Origin of the sequence: Pantoea sp. SJZ147 (genome assembly GCF_007828605.1) — a bacterium.
GTDB lineage: Bacteria > Pseudomonadota > Gammaproteobacteria > Enterobacterales > Enterobacteriaceae > Pantoea > Pantoea allii.
In genome coordinates, this window is sequence record NZ_VIVB01000004.1 from 69,856 (window position 1) to 85,533 (window position 15,678).

The 15,678-nt window shown below is 47.5% G+C and carries 16 protein-coding genes; 4 read left to right on the plus strand and 12 right to left on the minus strand.

Annotated elements, in window-relative coordinates; all coding sequences use genetic code 11:
* Nucleotides 1–2 precede the first annotated feature (2 nt).
* From fliI to fliF, 4 genes are read right to left on the minus strand one after another with little or no spacing between them, the layout of a single operon-like run.
* Entirely contained in the window at nt 3–1,364 is a 1,362-nt protein-coding gene (fliI, locus tag FBY13_RS07475) for a flagellar protein export ATPase FliI (protein WP_063879979.1), read from the minus strand.
* Nucleotides 1,364–2,062, minus strand: a complete 699-nt coding sequence (gene fliH / locus FBY13_RS07480) for a flagellar assembly protein FliH (RefSeq protein WP_109718340.1) — start codon at nt 2,060–2,062, stop codon at nt 1,364–1,366. The genes fliI and fliH overlap by 1 nt, the downstream gene beginning before the upstream one ends.
* The gene (gene fliG, locus FBY13_RS07485) at nt 2,055–3,047 is read right to left on the minus strand and encodes a flagellar motor switch protein FliG (RefSeq protein WP_109718341.1); all 993 of its coding nucleotides are present in this window, start codon (nt 3,045–3,047) and stop codon (nt 2,055–2,057) included. The genes fliH and fliG overlap by 8 nt, the downstream gene beginning before the upstream one ends.
* Nucleotides 3,044–4,777: a flagellar basal-body MS-ring/collar protein FliF gene (fliF, locus tag FBY13_RS07490; RefSeq protein WP_096010448.1), complete on the minus strand. Its 1,734-nt coding sequence runs from the start codon at nt 4,775–4,777 to the stop codon at nt 3,044–3,046. The genes fliG and fliF overlap by 4 nt, the downstream gene beginning before the upstream one ends.
* A 234-nt stretch (nt 4,778–5,011) precedes the next feature.
* On the opposite strand from fliF, the gene fliE reads away from it, so the two are divergent.
* Complete coding sequence (gene fliE, locus FBY13_RS07495; RefSeq protein ID WP_063879975.1) at nt 5,012–5,323, plus strand: flagellar hook-basal body complex protein FliE; 312 nt, start codon at nt 5,012–5,014, stop codon at nt 5,321–5,323.
* Nucleotides 5,324–6,604: 1,281 nt separating this feature from the next.
* Here fliE and FBY13_RS07500 read toward each other — a convergent pair.
* Together FBY13_RS07500 and FBY13_RS07505 are read right to left on the minus strand one after the other, a co-directional pair.
* Nucleotides 6,605–8,710, minus strand: coding sequence for a sulfatase-like hydrolase/transferase (locus tag FBY13_RS07500; RefSeq protein WP_186440798.1), 2,106 nt, complete (start codon nt 8,708–8,710; stop codon nt 6,605–6,607).
* Between the two features lie 441 nt (nt 8,711–9,151).
* Complete coding sequence (locus FBY13_RS07505) at nt 9,152–9,352, minus strand: hypothetical protein (protein ID WP_096010450.1); 201 nt, start codon at nt 9,350–9,352, stop codon at nt 9,152–9,154.
* 282 nt (nt 9,353–9,634) lie between these two features.
* On the opposite strand from FBY13_RS07505, the gene FBY13_RS07510 reads away from it, so the two are divergent.
* Nucleotides 9,635–9,901 (plus strand): hypothetical protein, encoded by a 267-nt coding sequence (locus FBY13_RS07510; RefSeq protein ID WP_063879972.1) that lies wholly within the window; start codon nt 9,635–9,637, stop codon nt 9,899–9,901.
* 38 nt (nt 9,902–9,939) lie between these two features.
* Here FBY13_RS07510 and FBY13_RS07515 read toward each other — a convergent pair whose 3' ends face one another.
* Nucleotides 9,940–10,179 (minus strand): DinI-like family protein, encoded by a 240-nt coding sequence (locus FBY13_RS07515; protein WP_063879971.1) that lies wholly within the window; start codon nt 10,177–10,179, stop codon nt 9,940–9,942.
* Between the two features lie 175 nt (nt 10,180–10,354).
* Here FBY13_RS07515 and iraP point away from each other — a divergent pair, with 175 nt between their 5' ends.
* Nucleotides 10,355–10,651 carry an anti-adapter protein IraP gene (iraP, locus tag FBY13_RS07520; RefSeq protein WP_063879970.1) on the plus strand — a complete coding sequence of 99 codons (297 nt, stop codon included), beginning with the start codon at nt 10,355–10,357 and terminating at the stop codon, nt 10,649–10,651.
* Between the two features lie 137 nt (nt 10,652–10,788).
* On the opposite strand, the gene FBY13_RS07525 is transcribed toward iraP, so the two are convergent.
* Nucleotides 10,789–11,112, minus strand: coding sequence for a DUF6388 family protein (locus tag FBY13_RS07525; protein WP_063879969.1), 324 nt, complete (start codon nt 11,110–11,112; stop codon nt 10,789–10,791).
* A 242-nt stretch (nt 11,113–11,354) separates the two neighbouring features.
* Here FBY13_RS07525 and yedD point away from each other — a divergent pair, with 242 nt between their 5' ends.
* Nucleotides 11,355–11,813 (plus strand): lipoprotein YedD, encoded by a 459-nt coding sequence (gene yedD, locus FBY13_RS07530; protein ID WP_145393859.1) that lies wholly within the window; start codon nt 11,355–11,357, stop codon nt 11,811–11,813.
* A 93-nt stretch (nt 11,814–11,906) separates the two neighbouring features.
* On the opposite strand, the gene amyA is transcribed toward yedD, so the two are convergent.
* The 4 genes from amyA to fliD form a co-directional block, all read right to left on the minus strand.
* Nucleotides 11,907–13,388: an alpha-amylase gene (gene amyA / locus FBY13_RS07535; RefSeq protein ID WP_145393860.1), complete on the minus strand. Its 1,482-nt coding sequence runs from the start codon at nt 13,386–13,388 to the stop codon at nt 11,907–11,909.
* 105 nt (nt 13,389–13,493) lie between these two features.
* Entirely contained in the window at nt 13,494–13,853 is a 360-nt protein-coding gene (gene fliT, locus FBY13_RS07540) for a flagellar protein FliT (protein ID WP_145393861.1), read from the minus strand.
* Nucleotides 13,853–14,263, minus strand: a complete 411-nt coding sequence (fliS, locus tag FBY13_RS07545) for a flagellar export chaperone FliS (RefSeq protein ID WP_145393862.1) — start codon at nt 14,261–14,263, stop codon at nt 13,853–13,855. Before fliS ends, fliT begins: the two co-directional genes overlap by 1 nt.
* Before the next feature lie 14 nt (nt 14,264–14,277).
* Nucleotides 14,278–15,675 (minus strand): flagellar filament capping protein FliD, encoded by a 1,398-nt coding sequence (gene fliD / locus FBY13_RS07550; protein WP_145393863.1) that lies wholly within the window; start codon nt 15,673–15,675, stop codon nt 14,278–14,280.
* Between the last annotated feature and the right edge of the window lie 3 nt (nt 15,676–15,678).

The following is a 15,678-nucleotide window of genomic DNA, read 5'->3' on the forward strand; positions in this document are numbered from 1 at the left end:
GCTTAGCCGAACAAGGCGTGCAGGTGCAGGCAGGCATCGTCGTACTCGCTGCGTTCAAAAATGCCTTGTTGCAGGAAGGCTTCCATCTGCGGGTAAAGCTGAATGGCTTTATCCAGCATGGGATCGCTGCCTGCGGCATAGGCGCCGACGCTGACCAGGTCACGGTTGCGCTGGAAACTCGAGAGCAACTGCTTGAACTGGCGTACGCGTGCATAGTGGTTCTCATCAATCAGTGATGTCATGGCACGGCTGATTGACGCTTCAATATCAATGGCCGGATAGTGCCCGGCTTCAGCAAGACGGCGTGACAACACGATGTGCCCGTCGAGTATCGCGCGAGCAGAGTCGGCAATCGGGTCCTGCTGGTCGTCGCCTTCGGTCAGTACGGTGTAAAAGGCGGTAATGGAACCGCCGCCATCGATACCGTTACCGGCGCGCTCAACCAGTGCCGGGAGCTTGGCAAACACGGACGGTGGATAGCCTTTGGTGGCCGGTGGCTCACCGATGGCCAGGGCAATCTCACGCTGCGCCATCGCATAGCGCGTCAGGGAGTCCATGATCAACAGGACATGTTTACCGCGATCGCGAAAGTCTTCTGCAATTCGTGTGGCATAGGCGGCGCCCTGAAGACGTAACAGCGGCGACACATCGGCCGGCGCGGCAATTACCACGGAACGGGCACGGCCTTCAGCACCTAAAATATTTTCGATAAAGTCTTTAACTTCACGACCACGTTCACCGATTAATCCCACGACAATCACGTCGGCCTGGGTATAGCGCGCCATCATGCCAAGCAGCACGCTCTTACCAACGCCTGAACCCGCAAACAGCCCCATACGTTGACCACGGCCGACGGTAAGCAGGGCATTGATAGCACGCACGCCGGTATCCAGTACGTCAGTGATGGGCGTACGCTGTAAGGGGTTAAACGGCGGCGTATTTAAGGCCGCGCGGTAGCCCGTTTCCGGTGACGGCAGGCCATCAAGAGGACGTCCGCTGCCGTCAAGTACGCGGCCCAGCAGTTGTGGGCCAAGCAGAAGCTGTTTGCCTGCCTGTGGGTGTTCACCCGTGGCGCGGGCATAAACGCGAGCGCCAGGCAGAATGCCGTCCACTTCTTCCAGCGGCATCATCAGCAGCTTCTGACCGTTAAAGCCGACCACTTCACTTTCAATTTCGCTAATGGTTTTACCGTCGTTACGTTCAATCACACAGGTCGAACCGAGGGGCAACTGCAGGCCGGTTGCCTCCAGCACCAGGCCGGTGGCACGGGTCAGACGTCCATAACGACGAATGGGTTGGACCTGCGCAATACGACTCTCAAAGGCATCAAGCGAGCCAAGCCAGCGGTTCAGACGTGTGGTCATTAAAACTCTCCCGGTGCAGCAAGGCGGCACAGTTCCTGCCAGCGAGTGGCTACGCTGGCGTCAAGATCGCCATCTTCGGCGCTGAGCTTACAGCCGCCGGGATGCAACGTATTATCCGCCAGTAAACGCCAGCCGTGCAGATCAAGCGTGGGCCCTAACGTCTGCTCAATTCTCAGTAAATCATCCGGATGCACGCGCAGCTGAGGTTTACCGCTGAACATGGGTTCCTGCTGAAGCAGGCCCTGAATCTGACGAAGCAGGGCACTACCATCCACCGTCGTCGCCTGACCGATCACCGAACGGGCGGCTTCAAGCGCCAGTTGCATCAGGCGGGCTGCAATCACGCTGTCCAGTGATTCCAGCGTGTTCTGAAACTCAGTCACTAACTGCTGCATACGGGCCTGCAACGGCGCCTGCTGCTGCTGTGCATCGGCCAGACCTTGCTGAAAGCCTGCGTCGTAACCGGTCTTCTGCCCTTCAGCAAATCCCTGCAGGTGGCCTTCGCTATAGCCTTGTCCATGGGCTTCTTTACGCAGCTGCTGCTGCATATGTTCAAACTGTTGTTGTTGCTCATCTTCTTCAGATTCGAAGACCTCAACGTCTGTTGGCTCAGCCGTCACCATGGCAGGTTCTTCAGGACGACCCAGCTCTACCGGCTGCCACAGCTGCCATGGGCGGGCGGAAAATGCATCAGACATAGGTTTCCTCGCCACCACCGATTACCATCTCGCCGGACTCTGCCAGGCGGCGAACCACCAACAGGATTGCTTTCTGTTCGTTCTCGACCGCAGACATACGCACCGGACCACGGTTGGCGAGATCGTCGCGCAGGATATCTGCCGCACGTGCTGACATGTTTTTGAGGAACTTCTCGCGCAGTGGCTGCTCGGCACCTTTCAGTGCGATCAACAACTGCTCGGACTCCACTTCCTGCAACAGGCGCTGGATGCTGCGATCGTCCACTTCCACCAGGTTTTCGAACAGGAACATCTCGTCGATAATTTTCTGTGCCAGCTCGCCGTCGAAGTCGCGTACCGCTTCGATGACCGCTTCTTCCTGCTGGGTTTTCATCAGGTTGATAATTTCGGCCGCTGTTCTTACGCCGCCCATCTTCGCGCGCTTGAGGTTGGTACCATCGAGCAGGCTGTTCAGGACTTCGGTCAGTTCTGCCAGCGCGGCTGGCTGTACGCCACCGAAGGTCGCAATACGCAGCATGACGTCGTGACGCAGGCGTTCATCAAACAGCGCCAGGATATCTGCCGCCTGGCCACGTTTGAGGTGCACCAGAATGGTGGCGATAATCTGCGGATGCTCGTCGCGGATAAGATCGGCAGCCGCCTGCGGTTCCATGAAGTTAAGCGTTTCCATCCCACTGGTGGTATCGCGGGTTTCAAGGATATCTTCCAGCAGGCTGGATGCACGCTCTTCACCCAGCGCTCGGGTCAGGACGGAACGCAGGTAATCGTTAGAGTTCAGGCTCAGCGCCGCGAACTGCTCGGCATCAGCTTCGAACTCACGCAGCACTTCTGTTAGTTGCTTGTGCGACACCTGACGCATGCTGGCCATGGCCGCACTCAGGTGCTGAACCTCACGTTGGTTCAGATGCTTGAACACTTCCGCAGCGCGTTCTTCGCCAATGGTCATCATCAGAATGGCGCTTTTTTCAGTACCGGTCAGACTCATAGTTCGTTACTCATCCATTCGCGAATAACCAGCGCTACAACGCGCGGATCGTTTTCAGACATGTCGCGGATACGCTGGCTCATGACTTCAGCGCTCATGCGGTTATTAGTTTTCCGTTCCTGGTCCATTTCATCTTTGCTGAGCTGGACGCTGTACGCTTCCTGATCGTTCTGCTGTGTGGCACGTGCGGCCAGCGCTTCTGCTGCCACTTTCTCAGCTTCTTTCTTACGCAGTACGTGTGGACGCACCATTTTGCGATACAGGATGAAGGCAATCAGCGCAACCAACAGCCATTTACCTGCGTTCATCAACTGGTCAAAGAACGTCTGCTGTTGCCAGAAGGGCAGTTCACTGACCGTTGGTTCGGTGGTGTTGAACTGCGAGTTCACAACATTGACGCTGTCGCCACGTTGTTGTGAATAACCCATGGCTTCACGTGTCAGGTCTTCAATCTGCTTCAACTGCTGATCATTCAGTGCCAGCGCTTTGCCTTTATCGTCTTCGCGATAGTTCACTACCACGGCGACGGACAGGCGCTGCACATCGCCCACATTCATCTTGGTATGGCGAATGGTGCGGTCCAGCTCATAGTTCACCGTGTCATCGCGGCGAGAGTTGGTGGGCACGCTGCTGGCGGCCGCAGTGCTGGTCCGTTGACCATTCGCGTTCGTATTCTGACCATTTGCATTCTGGCCATTCGCATTCTGACCGTTAGCCGCGTTGGTATTAGGTGCATTCACCGGCGCGGTGTTGGCTGGCGCTGGCTGATTCGACAGCGCGCCAGGCACGCCGCCAGGATATGGGCTGCCAGACTGATCGCTGGTACTGGTCTGCTGTGAGCGGATAGACGCGTTTTTCGGATCGCCATTTGGCTGATATTTCTCGTCAGTCTGTTCGCGGGTATCAAAGTTAATCTGCGCGGTGACCTGTGCATGCACGTTGCCCTGGCCCAGAATCGGATTCAGGATCGCTTCGATACGTTGCTGATAACGGGTTTCAACTTCGGCAGCATATTTAAGCTGTGCATCATTCAGGTCACGGCCAACTGCATCAGAACGTGTTAACAGGTGACCACTTTGATCCACCACGGTGACGTTGCCCGGTGGTAAACCGGCCACGCTGCTGGAAACCATGTGGGTAATGGCCTGAATCTGGCCTTCATCCAGGGCGCGACCAGGCTGCAACATTAAGGTTACTGAAGCAGAAGGGGCTTTTTGCTCACGCACGAACAGGGTAGGTTTAGGCATTGCGAGGTGCACGCGAGCGCTTTTAACCGGGCCCAGTGATTCGATGGTACGCGCCAGTTCACCTTCCAGTGCGCGCTGGTAGTTCACCTGCTCGCTGAACTGGCTGATACCGAACTTCTCTTTATCCAGCAGTTCAAAGCCAACGTTGCCACCCTGCGGCAGACCTTGCTGTGCCAGGCGCAGACGCAGTTCATGCACCTTGTCATCAGGGACCATCAATGCGCCACCGTTATCGGCAAAGCGATAAGGTACATTCATCTGCGTCAACTGCGTGACAATGGCACCGCCATCCTCATTAGAGAGATTGCTGAATAACACGCTGTAGTTAGGTGTCTTGGCCCAGAGGACTAACGCAAACACCACTGCAATGGCAGCGGCGGCGGCAACGATTAAAGGTATACGTGGATTAGCACGCAGGCGAGCGAGAAGGTCACCGAAGCCTTTCTTATCTTGATCTTGTGTGGCGGCTGCACTCGCATTCATGACCGATTCCTGCCTGACGTAATTGACCGGGTTAGTTGTGTTGGCAAAACAGACTCCCTGACCTGCTTAAATAAAATTTCCACTTCAATGCCTGGCATTATTTGATGAAACGCAAAATTCGATGGGTGAATAAGCCACGGTTTTTAGTGTCATTTAGGGGCTTTGTCTTATTGACAATGTGTTAACTTCTCTACTCATCAAAAATCTTCATCTCTTTTCAATGAGGTAACAGCAATGTCAATTCAGGCAATCGACGGTGTTTTACAGCAGCTACAGATGACGTCGCTTCAGGCCAACAACAAAAGCAACGACGTCACCAGCCATATCGACTTTGGCGCGACCATGAAGGCCGCACTCGACAAAATCAGTGAAACCCAGACGACAGCACGTACCCAGGCCCAGGATTTTGAAATGGGTAAGCCAGGTATCGCGCTCAATGATGTGATGGTCGATCTGCAAAAATCATCAATTTCTATGCAGATGGGCATTCAGGTCAGGAACAAGCTGGTGTCGGCTTATACCGACATCATGAACATGCAGGTGTAGAAGACTAACGTATTTTAAAAAAATGAATGATTGAGAAGCCACTTTGACGAAGAACGGATGTAGCTCAAGATCGTTCATTTTCACGCAAAAGAAAGAAAGCGGGTTTATGGTATAAAATTTATTAGATGCTCAGGCCCAGCTGGATGCAAGACAACCTGGTTAGACTGTTTTTCCTCACGTTGACTCCGAATATCTAACCGCCATCAGTAACGACAGACAATCGTGTGCCTGAGTAAACACATAGCCACAGACTGAAAAACGTCCTCATAACTTCTGTTATCAAAAATCTGCCAGTTACAAAACCTTATTCTCATAATCGTTATCAGCCTGTAGAGGCTTCATTCTTACATCAGCCCTCACCCTGCTGACGCAGTAGGTTTCTTTTGCGTATTCCTGAAGCACTGTTTGTCAGATAACCTTACTGTGGCGTTACTCATTAGTGTTCCGTACCGCATAACATCCATAATGATAGACTTGCTCAAATCCGCAATAATTCAGTCTTTTTACAATATTCTCAGAACAGTTATCAGCAAGTTTAATTGTGCATAGTCGTCAGGTAGTTTTACGACGTCGATGAATATCAACCCGCCCTCTTGCCTGGGCATGATGTGGTCTATGGCGTAACATTATTAAGGAATCTTAATATCATTAATTTTAAGGATATGCAGATGCACCGGACTGCTATCAGCCGGGGCAGAGATCGCTACAAGAAAAACGTAGCCACCTACGTGTAAAGTAACTGCTTCTCTTAATAACCCCGGTAGTACCCGTAAATATTTATCCATGCACAGAGGGGAACCAGCGGTCGGCTTTTCTGTGGGCACATCCAGAAGTGTGAATTTTTTGAGGTTCAGACGATAAAAAAGCTTTCCTGAGTAATATGACCAACCAAAAGGGAAGGGTCCAGTGAATGTCTGAACTTATTATTTACTCAACTATTGGCCTCGATGTTGGTTGTATAGACGTTTATCACGTTCATCTCACTTTGCCAATGCAATTGAAGAAAGTTGTCGGAAGGATGCTTTTGCAATGATAAAAACGGTTTTTTCCGCCATTAATAACTCGCATGAGTCTTCAATACTATCAAAAAGATACTATCCTGCTCATGAGAATAAACTGGTTAAGGTTTATGTAATTGTCATAAAAATAGCAGGGGGTTGTCAGGACATGGATTTTATCCTAAAGGATGTATGACTCTTTCAGTTAAATAGTATGAAAAAAAGTGATGTGAGAAAAGTAATATTATAAGGTGCAACACAATTGTTGCACCTTTCATACTTTTTAACTACTGGGGGTGGGGCAGTCAAGAAAGACTTCGCAGACAGGATGAATGGTGTTTTGTTGCAGATCGATGAATGTATCAAGCGGCATATCAGGCAATCCTTTTACAGAGACGCTTTTACCTCCAGTGATAATTCCCGTAACCTGCTGGCGGAATGCAAGATTTGTAAAATTTTTATCTGACAAAAGCGAGCTAAGCTCATTGGTTGTTTTATCATCCCCACAATTAATAGAATCATTAGAAGTATAAATTAAATGGTGATTTTCTGCCAGAAGGGTCTTAATTTTATCTTTATCCAAAGATTGATTATGACAAGTTTCAAAGTTTAAAGTCACGTTAAAACCATTATCCTTTTTGGTCAGAAAAGAAAAACCAAAAGGAGTAGCCATACGTTTACCCGCGGTTGAAGAAATCCCACTATCGATGAAGTAAGGTCCTGAAGAAATACCTGCAATATGCTCTTTATATAAAATACTCGTTGCATCTTTTTCGTAGACAGATTTCAAGCCCATTGGTGTTACTAACATTTTTGTGATTTTTTTTGGAGTTACATGGTATGCACAGATCATTTCACTATCAATGCCAATGTTTTTACATAGATTTGCGTAAAAAAACGATTTGCCTTTAGATGTATATTGAATTACGTTTTTTGCGAACCCTTCAAACCAAACTGAACCAAGATTTTCATTTGATAGCTCAGCAAAAACAGGTAGAGAATAAGCCTGCTTTCCGATCTGAATACGATCTCCGGATTTTGATAAACCTTCTTTTAATGAGGGGGTGTTCCATAATTTAGAAGAAAATTTTATATAATCATAGGCGTTATCTATAGATAAGTTTTTGTAAAAAGAGCTTTCATTGTTTGAAAGCAGGCTCACACCAAAGCCGAGTGAGTTATCTTTTTTTCCTGAAATATCAAGGACGGTTGGCCAAACATCAATTAAAGAGCCAGGGTTATCATTCTTATAATTATTCAACCCTTTTTTTATAACAATAAAATTGTTTCTACGCTCGCTAGAGTTGGCATCAAGAAGTTGGCTGGCACTGTTACGCATCATTAAGTGATCGGAAACTAAAACTATAATTGTATTATCAAAATAATCACTATTGATTAACTTATTAATGAAATTAGAAATAAGATAGTCTGAACATCTCACTGCGGATAACATCTTAATTTTTTGTTCTTTTATGATTTTATTTTCACAGGTTGCTAAGGTTTTACCATCAGGTGCATGGGTGCCAACAGTAAGGAGAGACAATAAAAAGGGTTGTTTAGTATTAGATAAATTAAGGTACTTATCCCATGCATAGTCTAACAAGACATCATCCTGGACACCCCATCCACTGATTTGATCAGATTTAGCAATTTTATTTTCAATGAAAAAATTCAAATCGTCTTGACGACTCCATCCATGTTGTGAAAAAAATTTATCCGCACCAGCAAACTCTTTATTACTGCCTCTGATAAAGTGAGTCCGGTAACCAATTTTTTTAAGCCATGAAGCAACACAATTAGCCTTGGGTAAAAAATGGGCCGCGTTGCCGCCGGTGTTCCCTTGCGCCATTACTAATGGTACGCCACATTGTGTATTGACCATTCCAGCCATCGTCCAACCAAAGCCGCCATTTGTTGGTTGTATTATGTTAGTAAATTGAGCATAGTCGTTTGCGATTTTCGATAATTCAGGTAAATAATTTGTTTCGTTTAGTTTTTCAAATGTTTTTTCAAGGCTTTCAGCATATATAAAAACATAGTTATATTTTTTATTTAAGCTGGAATTTAAAGTTTTATATTCCGCCGAGACGCGGTCTGCATTCCCTTGAGGCTTTATAATATGTAATATTGAAGCTGATATGTTTCTTGAAAATGGCATCGTTAGTATTATGAGAAGTGAACAAACGAAAAAATAGTTCGTTTTTTCTATATTTATTTTTTTGATTTTATTTTTTTTACATAAGACACAATAACCAATCAGTATTGACGATGTAATGAGGAATGGTATTGCAAGCTTTAACTTAGGGTATAAGTCGTCAAGGGATGTTCCACGAGTACTATTGAATAAATGATAAAAAACGGCATCTGTTATGCCATTTCCTGTAAACATATTGCAAACAGACCAGAAACAAAAAAGCAACAATATTATGCAAGTGATAACTGTTTTGCAAATTATAAATCTATTAGATAAAAATGTTGATAAAATTAATGATGTCAATAAAAAATATGTCATTTTTCTTAATTAATTCAAAGGTGTTGGGGAAGCAAATTATTGCATTTTTTATGCCTGCATAAAAAACATTCGCTGTGAATTTTTTATATTTATTGATCGCAATTAGTTTTTTTGAATTGATGATTTTTTATTAATTTTTTTGTGGCTAGCCAAGATAGCTTTTGTAAAGTTTTTGTTTTAAAATTAATTGACTTTTTGAAATATTGTGTTTTTATATTGCGAGATAAGAATAATATTTCATCAAGGCATGCTTCCTGCACTAGCTACTGTATAAAAATAAGTATGATTGCCCCGTTTATAGGGGCAAGGTGTTATAGTCTAGGATGCCTTGTATGGATCTTTTTTATCATCCTGGCTGTCATCATTTTTTCTCGGGACTTCGCCATGATCTTTCGGCGCATCGGTAGCAGGATGATCGTCTTCCTCGTACGCATTACCCGCATTCGGCGCAGCTTCGGGTAATCCTTTGCTGACATCACCTTCATGTTTACGTTGTTCGTTACTCTGATGTTTATGCATTGTTTGCTCCTTTCTTCAGTCTGTTTAGTTTAGACCAGCAAAACAATTTCGTGAGAAACCGCCGTGACACGGATGAATGCTGCTGTGCATTAGCCAGCATTGTTGCGCTGTTGCGACTACGCTTAAACGCTGACGCTAAGCGTTTGACCAGCTTACTCAGTCTTCGCTCACCAGGCTCTGCAGCCACTTCCGATTATTCCTAATGCAATATCGCTATATTGTCCTATCTTTAAATCTCCAGGCGATATTTTCATTGGATAAACCACCAAAAGGAAAGACAGCATGACTGATTCAATCGAAACCAAAAGCAAAACAGATTACCTGCGTGACGTGGCATCACAGCTGAAAGAAATGCGTCACTATGCACAGACCAATACCGAGACACTTTCCGCCCATTGGTTAGCTTTTGATGCCGGTGAATACAAAGATGAGGGCAATGCAGCCCGCATTGATGCGCTGCTCAACAAGCAGGGTACGTTGCTGGAAGATCTGGAGAAGGCGATTCAGGATATCGAAATTGAAATTAACCACAGTGAGCAGGAGAGTTAAGTTATCTCCCGCTAACTGATGTGGTGGCGATTAAGGGATTAATCAGCCACCAACCAAAACTCTGCCTCATCAAACATCTCTTCCACCAGACGCGCTATCGTCGCCTTCTCGTTTTTGCTGAGATCGGTTTCAATCGCATTACGTTCCATGGGTTTGACCTTAACCTCGATATCAGGAAAAACACGATGTACGCGTTTTTCTAACTCTTCTAAGATCATTTCACGCGCGCCTGGCAAGCCCGCGACATTACGTTTATCGTAAATTAACTCTACAAACATGTTAACAATCCCTTAAGGGCAAAATCGCTTTGCCATTTTACTGTAAATAAAAACAGTATCAAGCTGATGTTCGGGTTAATTCGTTTTTTCTGAGCTGCGTAGAAAAGCACTTTCATCTGGTTTACTCTGATGGCGTTCACAACAATATGTGCGCTCACTCACCAGGAGAAGTGCAATGCGACAATTGGTTATAGATATTCTGCTCAAACTAGCAAAAATGGATGTCGACGCAAAGGAACTGACTGCGCAGATCGAAGCGCAGTCGTTGTTGGTTGCAGCTTTATTAGTCCAGGCGAAACAAGACAACGCGTTAACCATTTCAGAAACGGTTCAGGATGCGATAGTAACGGCTTCACGTTCATCCTCTGAGTTCATGCAGTCGGATATCGATTTGCTACTGACTCACATCAACCGGCTGCTGGCCGTCGCCAAATATGTTGAAGTAAGAGGTAAAATGGCAGAGGAAGAGTAACGGCTTCGCTGGCGATAAGTCTGTGGTCTGTCGCCAGCGAAGCCGGTCAACATGATGATCGGCAAGCGCGTGCTCACTTTCTTACTCTGTCGTCCGCATCACGCGTCTTGCCCTCTCGCCTGCAAAGGGCTGAGTCACTACAGTTCATTCTTAATACAGAACTCTTCCCAGCTCATTCCCAGTGATTCCGCATGCGATCTGAGGTACGCCTCTATCGCCTCGGCGGCAACGGCTTTATCTGGTTCCGCGAGCTGGATTGAGAAAATAATGCCATCGAGATTCTTTTGACGTAAAAAAGCGGCGTAGATGCGCTCGGCATGCCATTCGCGTAATTCTCGCAACGACATGTTGGCGGCGCGTGCATCGCTTTCCGTCAGCTCATCTAATGCTGCCTGGAAGTCAGCATGGGCAGTGAAGAACAGGGTTCGCGCCTGAGCGTAATACGCTTCTGGAGTTTTCATTGCAGGTTTCCTGATATCTATTGCAGCGGCACAGTGTAGCCTGTTACATCAGGCTTGTCAGGCATAGCCGGGGCAGGGCAAGACGGCGTCCATTATCCAGATGGCGTGGATAAATCCCGTTCGCCAGCGCCTGATACCCAGGAAAATACCGCTTTATCTCGAGGACCGTATTCAGATAGCTTGCGCACCTTACCGTAAAAATTATAACGTAGCCGCCATCAACCGGATTGTAGGGATCAAAGATGAAAAACTGGATGCTGATTGCCACACTGGCACTGAGTGGTTGCGCGCAAATCAATAGTTATGAGAGTGCGGTGCAAACGCCTGCTCCGGCAAATTTACAAGGTAACTGGCAGACGGTAGGGCCACAAAGCGATCTGATCAGTGACAAGGCAATGGCCAGCCTCATTATCCATGCCGATGGCAGTACGCTGGATTGTCGCCAGTGGCAGCGAGTGATTGCGAAACCAGGTAAACTGACACTGCTGAACGGGGATTACGTCAACGTTACGCGTCAGATGCGGGTGATGACTCTGGATGTAGATGATGGGGAGCTGCAATACGACGGCCTCACAATGCGTAAGGTCGAGCGACCGACTCTTGATTGTCAAAACGCCATTGCTGAAGTGGCAAAGCAGCCCGGCGTTGCGGTTATCCAGAATATCGAGCCTCAATTAATGCGCCCGGCATTAGCGAAGTAAATTGCTGAACGCGGTCCAATGGACCGCATTCCTACAAGACCTTACAGCCTGTAAGTCAGGTTGAAAGCGTCGATAAAATGGATCTTACACCTTTTACGCTTCAACTACCCACACGCTCACGCTGCCACCGTTACAGCTAAACAACGCACTGCCGTTGTCATCAGCGGTAAGGGTTTCTGACTTGTGTCCCAGATAATCACGCCAGACTTTCCCTGCATAGCCTTCACCCATCGAAATATGTTTTTCTCCCGCGTCACCGTTGGACATGATGACGACGCAGCCAGGGTTTTCAGCCGTGCCACTGCGGCTAAATGCCACACAGTTTGGATGATCAAAATAATCGGTTTGTGCTCCCCAGCCAAATAGCTGACGGGCACGAATAAGATTTTCCAGCTCAGGAATAACCGGCATATCAACCTGATGGACTTCGCCGTCACCGCCTTCATCCTGATAGCTGGCACCGAACAGGTCGGGATAAAAGACGGTTGGCACACCTTGCTCCCGTAACAGAATGAGCGCGTAAGCGAGCGGTTTAAACCAGGACTCGACTGGGGCTTCAAGAGACTGTAAGGGTTGCGTATCGTGGTTAGCAACGATAGTCACGGCATGCCAGGGATCGGCCAGAACCAGCGAATTATCAAAGATTTTGCTCATGTCATAGGCGCTGCCGGCTTTAGATGCCTCATGGAAATTCATATGTAAGGGAGCATCAAACAGCATGGTTTTGCCGTCAACCTGGTGAATATATTCCTGCAGTTTATCGGTTTCAAAAGACCAGTATTCCGCCACGATAAACAATGGATCGCTGGCGACGTCCTGAATATGATCGATCCACTCTTTATAAAACCACGCCGGAATATGCTTCACCGCATCCAGCCGGAATCCGGTGCAGGGCACCTGCTCCATAACCCAGCGCGCCCAGTATTTTAGCTCTTCTCTGACGGCATTATTGCGAAAATCGATATTGGCGCCCATCAGGTAATCGAAATTACCTAACTCATTGTCTACCTGATCGTTCCAGCCTTCGGCGGTGTAATCATTGATGATTTTAAATACGCCGTTTTCATCCGGGTTTTCGATATGATCTACGCCGCTGAAACACTTGTAGTCCCAGACAAATTTTGAGTATTGTCCTGCTCGTACCGGAAAATTAAAGCGTGTCCAGGCTTCACACTCCACCACCTCTGGATAGATTTCATCACGATTATCGGGATTAACACGATTGACCCGAATCTGTTCTTTCTCATCTGCCCCCATTTTATGGTTAAGCACGACATCAAGTAGCACACCAATATCGTGACTGCGTAACGCGTTAACCGCATCCAGCAACTGCTGTTTATCACCATATTTCGTAGCTTGACTGCCTTTTTGATCGAACTCGCCTAAATCAAACAGATCATAGCTGTCATAACCCACCGAATAGCCACCTGATTCGCCTTTATAACAAGGAGGGAGCCATACCATGTTGATGCCCAGGTCGTTAAGCAGGGCAGCTTTATCGGCTACTTCCGGCCACAGCTTGCTGCCATCGGGATAGTACCAGTGGAAAAACTGCAATAAGGTTGGGTTCTGCATGACGTGCTTCCAGTCAAAGGAGAGAGAACTGGAAGTATGGGATAAGAGTGAAGAAATTACGCGGGTGAACTAAAAATATAGTTTCCACCCGCGAAAGTCGGCTTTTTATTGGCTTTTTGGGTAAAGAATATTGCCCGCCATATTGCCGTAAGAGGTCATGACATTTTGTTGTTGCGTTGAGGTCGTCACCAGCGAGCGCAATTCATGCATCCGCTCGCCCAACAAGGTTTTCAGCGTGGTTTCGTTACGCAGAATTTGCTCAAGTACCGGGCGAATTTGTGCCCGCTGTAGTGCGGAAAGAATGTTGGCATCGTTATCACGCGCTACACGCTCGACGCTGCTAATATAAGTTGATTCGCAACTCAACAGCTCATCCCATTGCCCTTGTCTGGCGTGCTCCAGCATAGCATTACTGAGCGTGAGCAATTGCTGATACCCTTTTAGCAGCTCGAGTGGATTACTCATTAAAACGCATCCTGCTGTGGCTGATAGTTAGGACCAATCTGTTTCCAGGCATCCGCGATGTTATTCAGTAAACCTTCGACTTCGGTAATCGCCTCAACATCATTATTGAGATTGGCCTGTAACAGACGGCGAGTCATATACTCATACAGGTTATCGAGGTTGGCAGAAATTTCACCGCCCACCTCATGATTCAGGCCTGCGCGCAAACCATTGGTAATGATATTAATGGCTTTTGATAAGGCGTTTCCTTTACCCGGGATATCGCCTTGTTCAATTAAAATAGCGGCCTTTTTCATGGCGCTTATTGCGCCATCAAACAGCAGTACGACCAACTGGTGTGGAGTTGCGCTCAACACTGCACTCTCCACGCCCACCTGCGCATAGGCCTGAGTACCGGACTTAGCGTACATGCTTACTACTCCTGTTATAATTTAGCGAACTGCTGGGTCAGATAGTTACCGGTCTGCGTCATGGAAGAAACCAGTGTGCTCAGATTGGTAAACTGAGTTTTGTATCTAGCCATCGTTGCGGTGATCTGATCATTCACTTCAGTGTAACGGTCTGAAAGCTGCTTCAGGGAGGTATTAATCCCGTTAGTGGCATTTTGTACCTGACCACTACTTGAGAGCATCTGCGTCAGAGTGTTGTTAGCCTGCGTTGCAAAACCTGTCGTTTTACCGTCGCCTGTCAAGAAGCTCAACACATCGGAAGGCTGATTCGTTAACGCATTACTCAATTTAGTGCTGTCGACAGTCAGTTTGCCATTCACATCCTGCGTAATACCAAGCTGAGCCAGTGTTGTGAGGTTTCCGCTGGACTGAGGCGATGAAAGTTGGCTACGCAAACTGGTCTGAATATTGCGCAACGTGTTATCACCTAATAAATCACCATTACCGGAGTCCTGAGCTGTGCCAGCTTTGACAGCAGTATATTTCGTCTGATTACCAATGGTAGTCTGAAGCGAATTATAAGCATCGACATAAGCCTGTATCGCTGCCGTCATCGGTTGATTATCGGTGGCAACAGTGAGGGTTTCAGGTGATCCCGTCGCAGTTGTTTTACTGAGATTAAGCGTCACGCCTTCAGGGGCATCAGTAATGGTATTACTGCTACGGGTGATGGACACACCGTTAATCTTTAACTGAGCATCCTTCGCGGCAACCTGTTCGGTCATGGCATTGCTGCTACCGCCCTGGCTGTAGTTAATGTACTGAGACAAGGTACTGTCATTGGTACTGACCGTCATCGCATTCGCCGTTCCACTATCACGTGCGGTCAGGGACAGATAATAGGTATTGTCATCAGCTTTAATAATACTCGCGTTAACGCTACCTTGTTGTTTGTTAATCGCATCCCGAATATCAGACAGACTGGTCTGGTCTTTCGTCAACGTCACGCTAAGCGGCGTTTTCTGACCAGACTGAGAGATAGTAATGGTGCGGGATGCCATGCTCTGGTCACCCAGTTCGGCATCTTTACTGGTTGCTGATTTAGACAGCAGTGACTGAGAAGAGGCCAACTGACTTACTTCAATCGAGTAGTTACCGGCAGAGGCTTTACTGGCAAGCGTGGCGGTAAATGCCGTATTGGTACTGGTCACTTTGGTTGCAGCGATAGCAGACGCATTCTGTAAGGCCGCAGCAGCGGTTTGCACTTTCGCAAGACCGGTTTTTACCACGCCCCAGGCGGTTAGCTGAGCGTTATAAGACGACTGCTGTTGAGTAATTGGCGTCAGTTTAGTCTGTTCAGCTGTTTCCAGACTCGTGTACAGAGTATTGAGGTCGAGATTCGTACCAGCACCGAGTGAACTTACACTTGCCATAGT

Coding starts and splice junctions, on each gene's coding strand:
- fliS (WP_145393862.1), bottom strand. CDS start 14,263: ATGTACGCTAAGTCCGGTACTCAGGCCTATGCGCAGGTGGGCGTGGAG.
- FBY13_RS07515 (WP_063879971.1), bottom strand. CDS start 10,179: ATGTTTGTAGAGTTAATTTACGATAAACGTAATGTCGCGGGCTTGCCA.
- fliT (WP_145393861.1), bottom strand. CDS start 13,853: ATGAGTAATCCACTCGAGCTGCTAAAAGGGTATCAGCAATTGCTCACG.
- fliF (WP_096010448.1), bottom strand. CDS start 4,777: ATGAATGCGAGTGCAGCCGCCACACAAGATCAAGATAAGAAAGGCTTC.
- fliG (WP_109718341.1), bottom strand. CDS start 3,047: ATGAGTCTGACCGGTACTGAAAAAAGCGCCATTCTGATGATGACCATT.
- FBY13_RS07505 (WP_096010450.1), bottom strand. CDS start 9,352: ATGCATAAACATCAGAGTAACGAACAACGTAAACATGAAGGTGATGTC.
- iraP (WP_063879970.1), top strand. CDS start 10,355: ATGCGACAATTGGTTATAGATATTCTGCTCAAACTAGCAAAAATGGAT.
- FBY13_RS07500 (WP_186440798.1), bottom strand. CDS start 8,710: ATGTTTACAGGAAATGGCATAACAGATGCCGTTTTTTATCATTTATTC.
- fliH (WP_109718340.1), bottom strand. CDS start 2,062: ATGTCTGATGCATTTTCCGCCCGCCCATGGCAGCTGTGGCAGCCGGTA.
- amyA (WP_145393860.1), bottom strand. CDS start 13,388: ATGCAGAACCCAACCTTATTGCAGTTTTTCCACTGGTACTATCCCGAT.
- fliD (WP_145393863.1), bottom strand. CDS start 15,675: ATGGCAAGTGTAAGTTCACTCGGTGCTGGTACGAATCTCGACCTCAAT.
- fliI (WP_063879979.1), bottom strand. CDS start 1,364: ATGACCACACGTCTGAACCGCTGGCTTGGCTCGCTTGATGCCTTTGAG.
- yedD (WP_145393859.1), top strand. CDS start 11,355: ATGAAAAACTGGATGCTGATTGCCACACTGGCACTGAGTGGTTGCGCG.
- FBY13_RS07510 (WP_063879972.1), top strand. CDS start 9,635: ATGACTGATTCAATCGAAACCAAAAGCAAAACAGATTACCTGCGTGAC.
- FBY13_RS07525 (WP_063879969.1), bottom strand. CDS start 11,112: ATGAAAACTCCAGAAGCGTATTACGCTCAGGCGCGAACCCTGTTCTTC.
- fliE (WP_063879975.1), top strand. CDS start 5,012: ATGTCAATTCAGGCAATCGACGGTGTTTTACAGCAGCTACAGATGACG.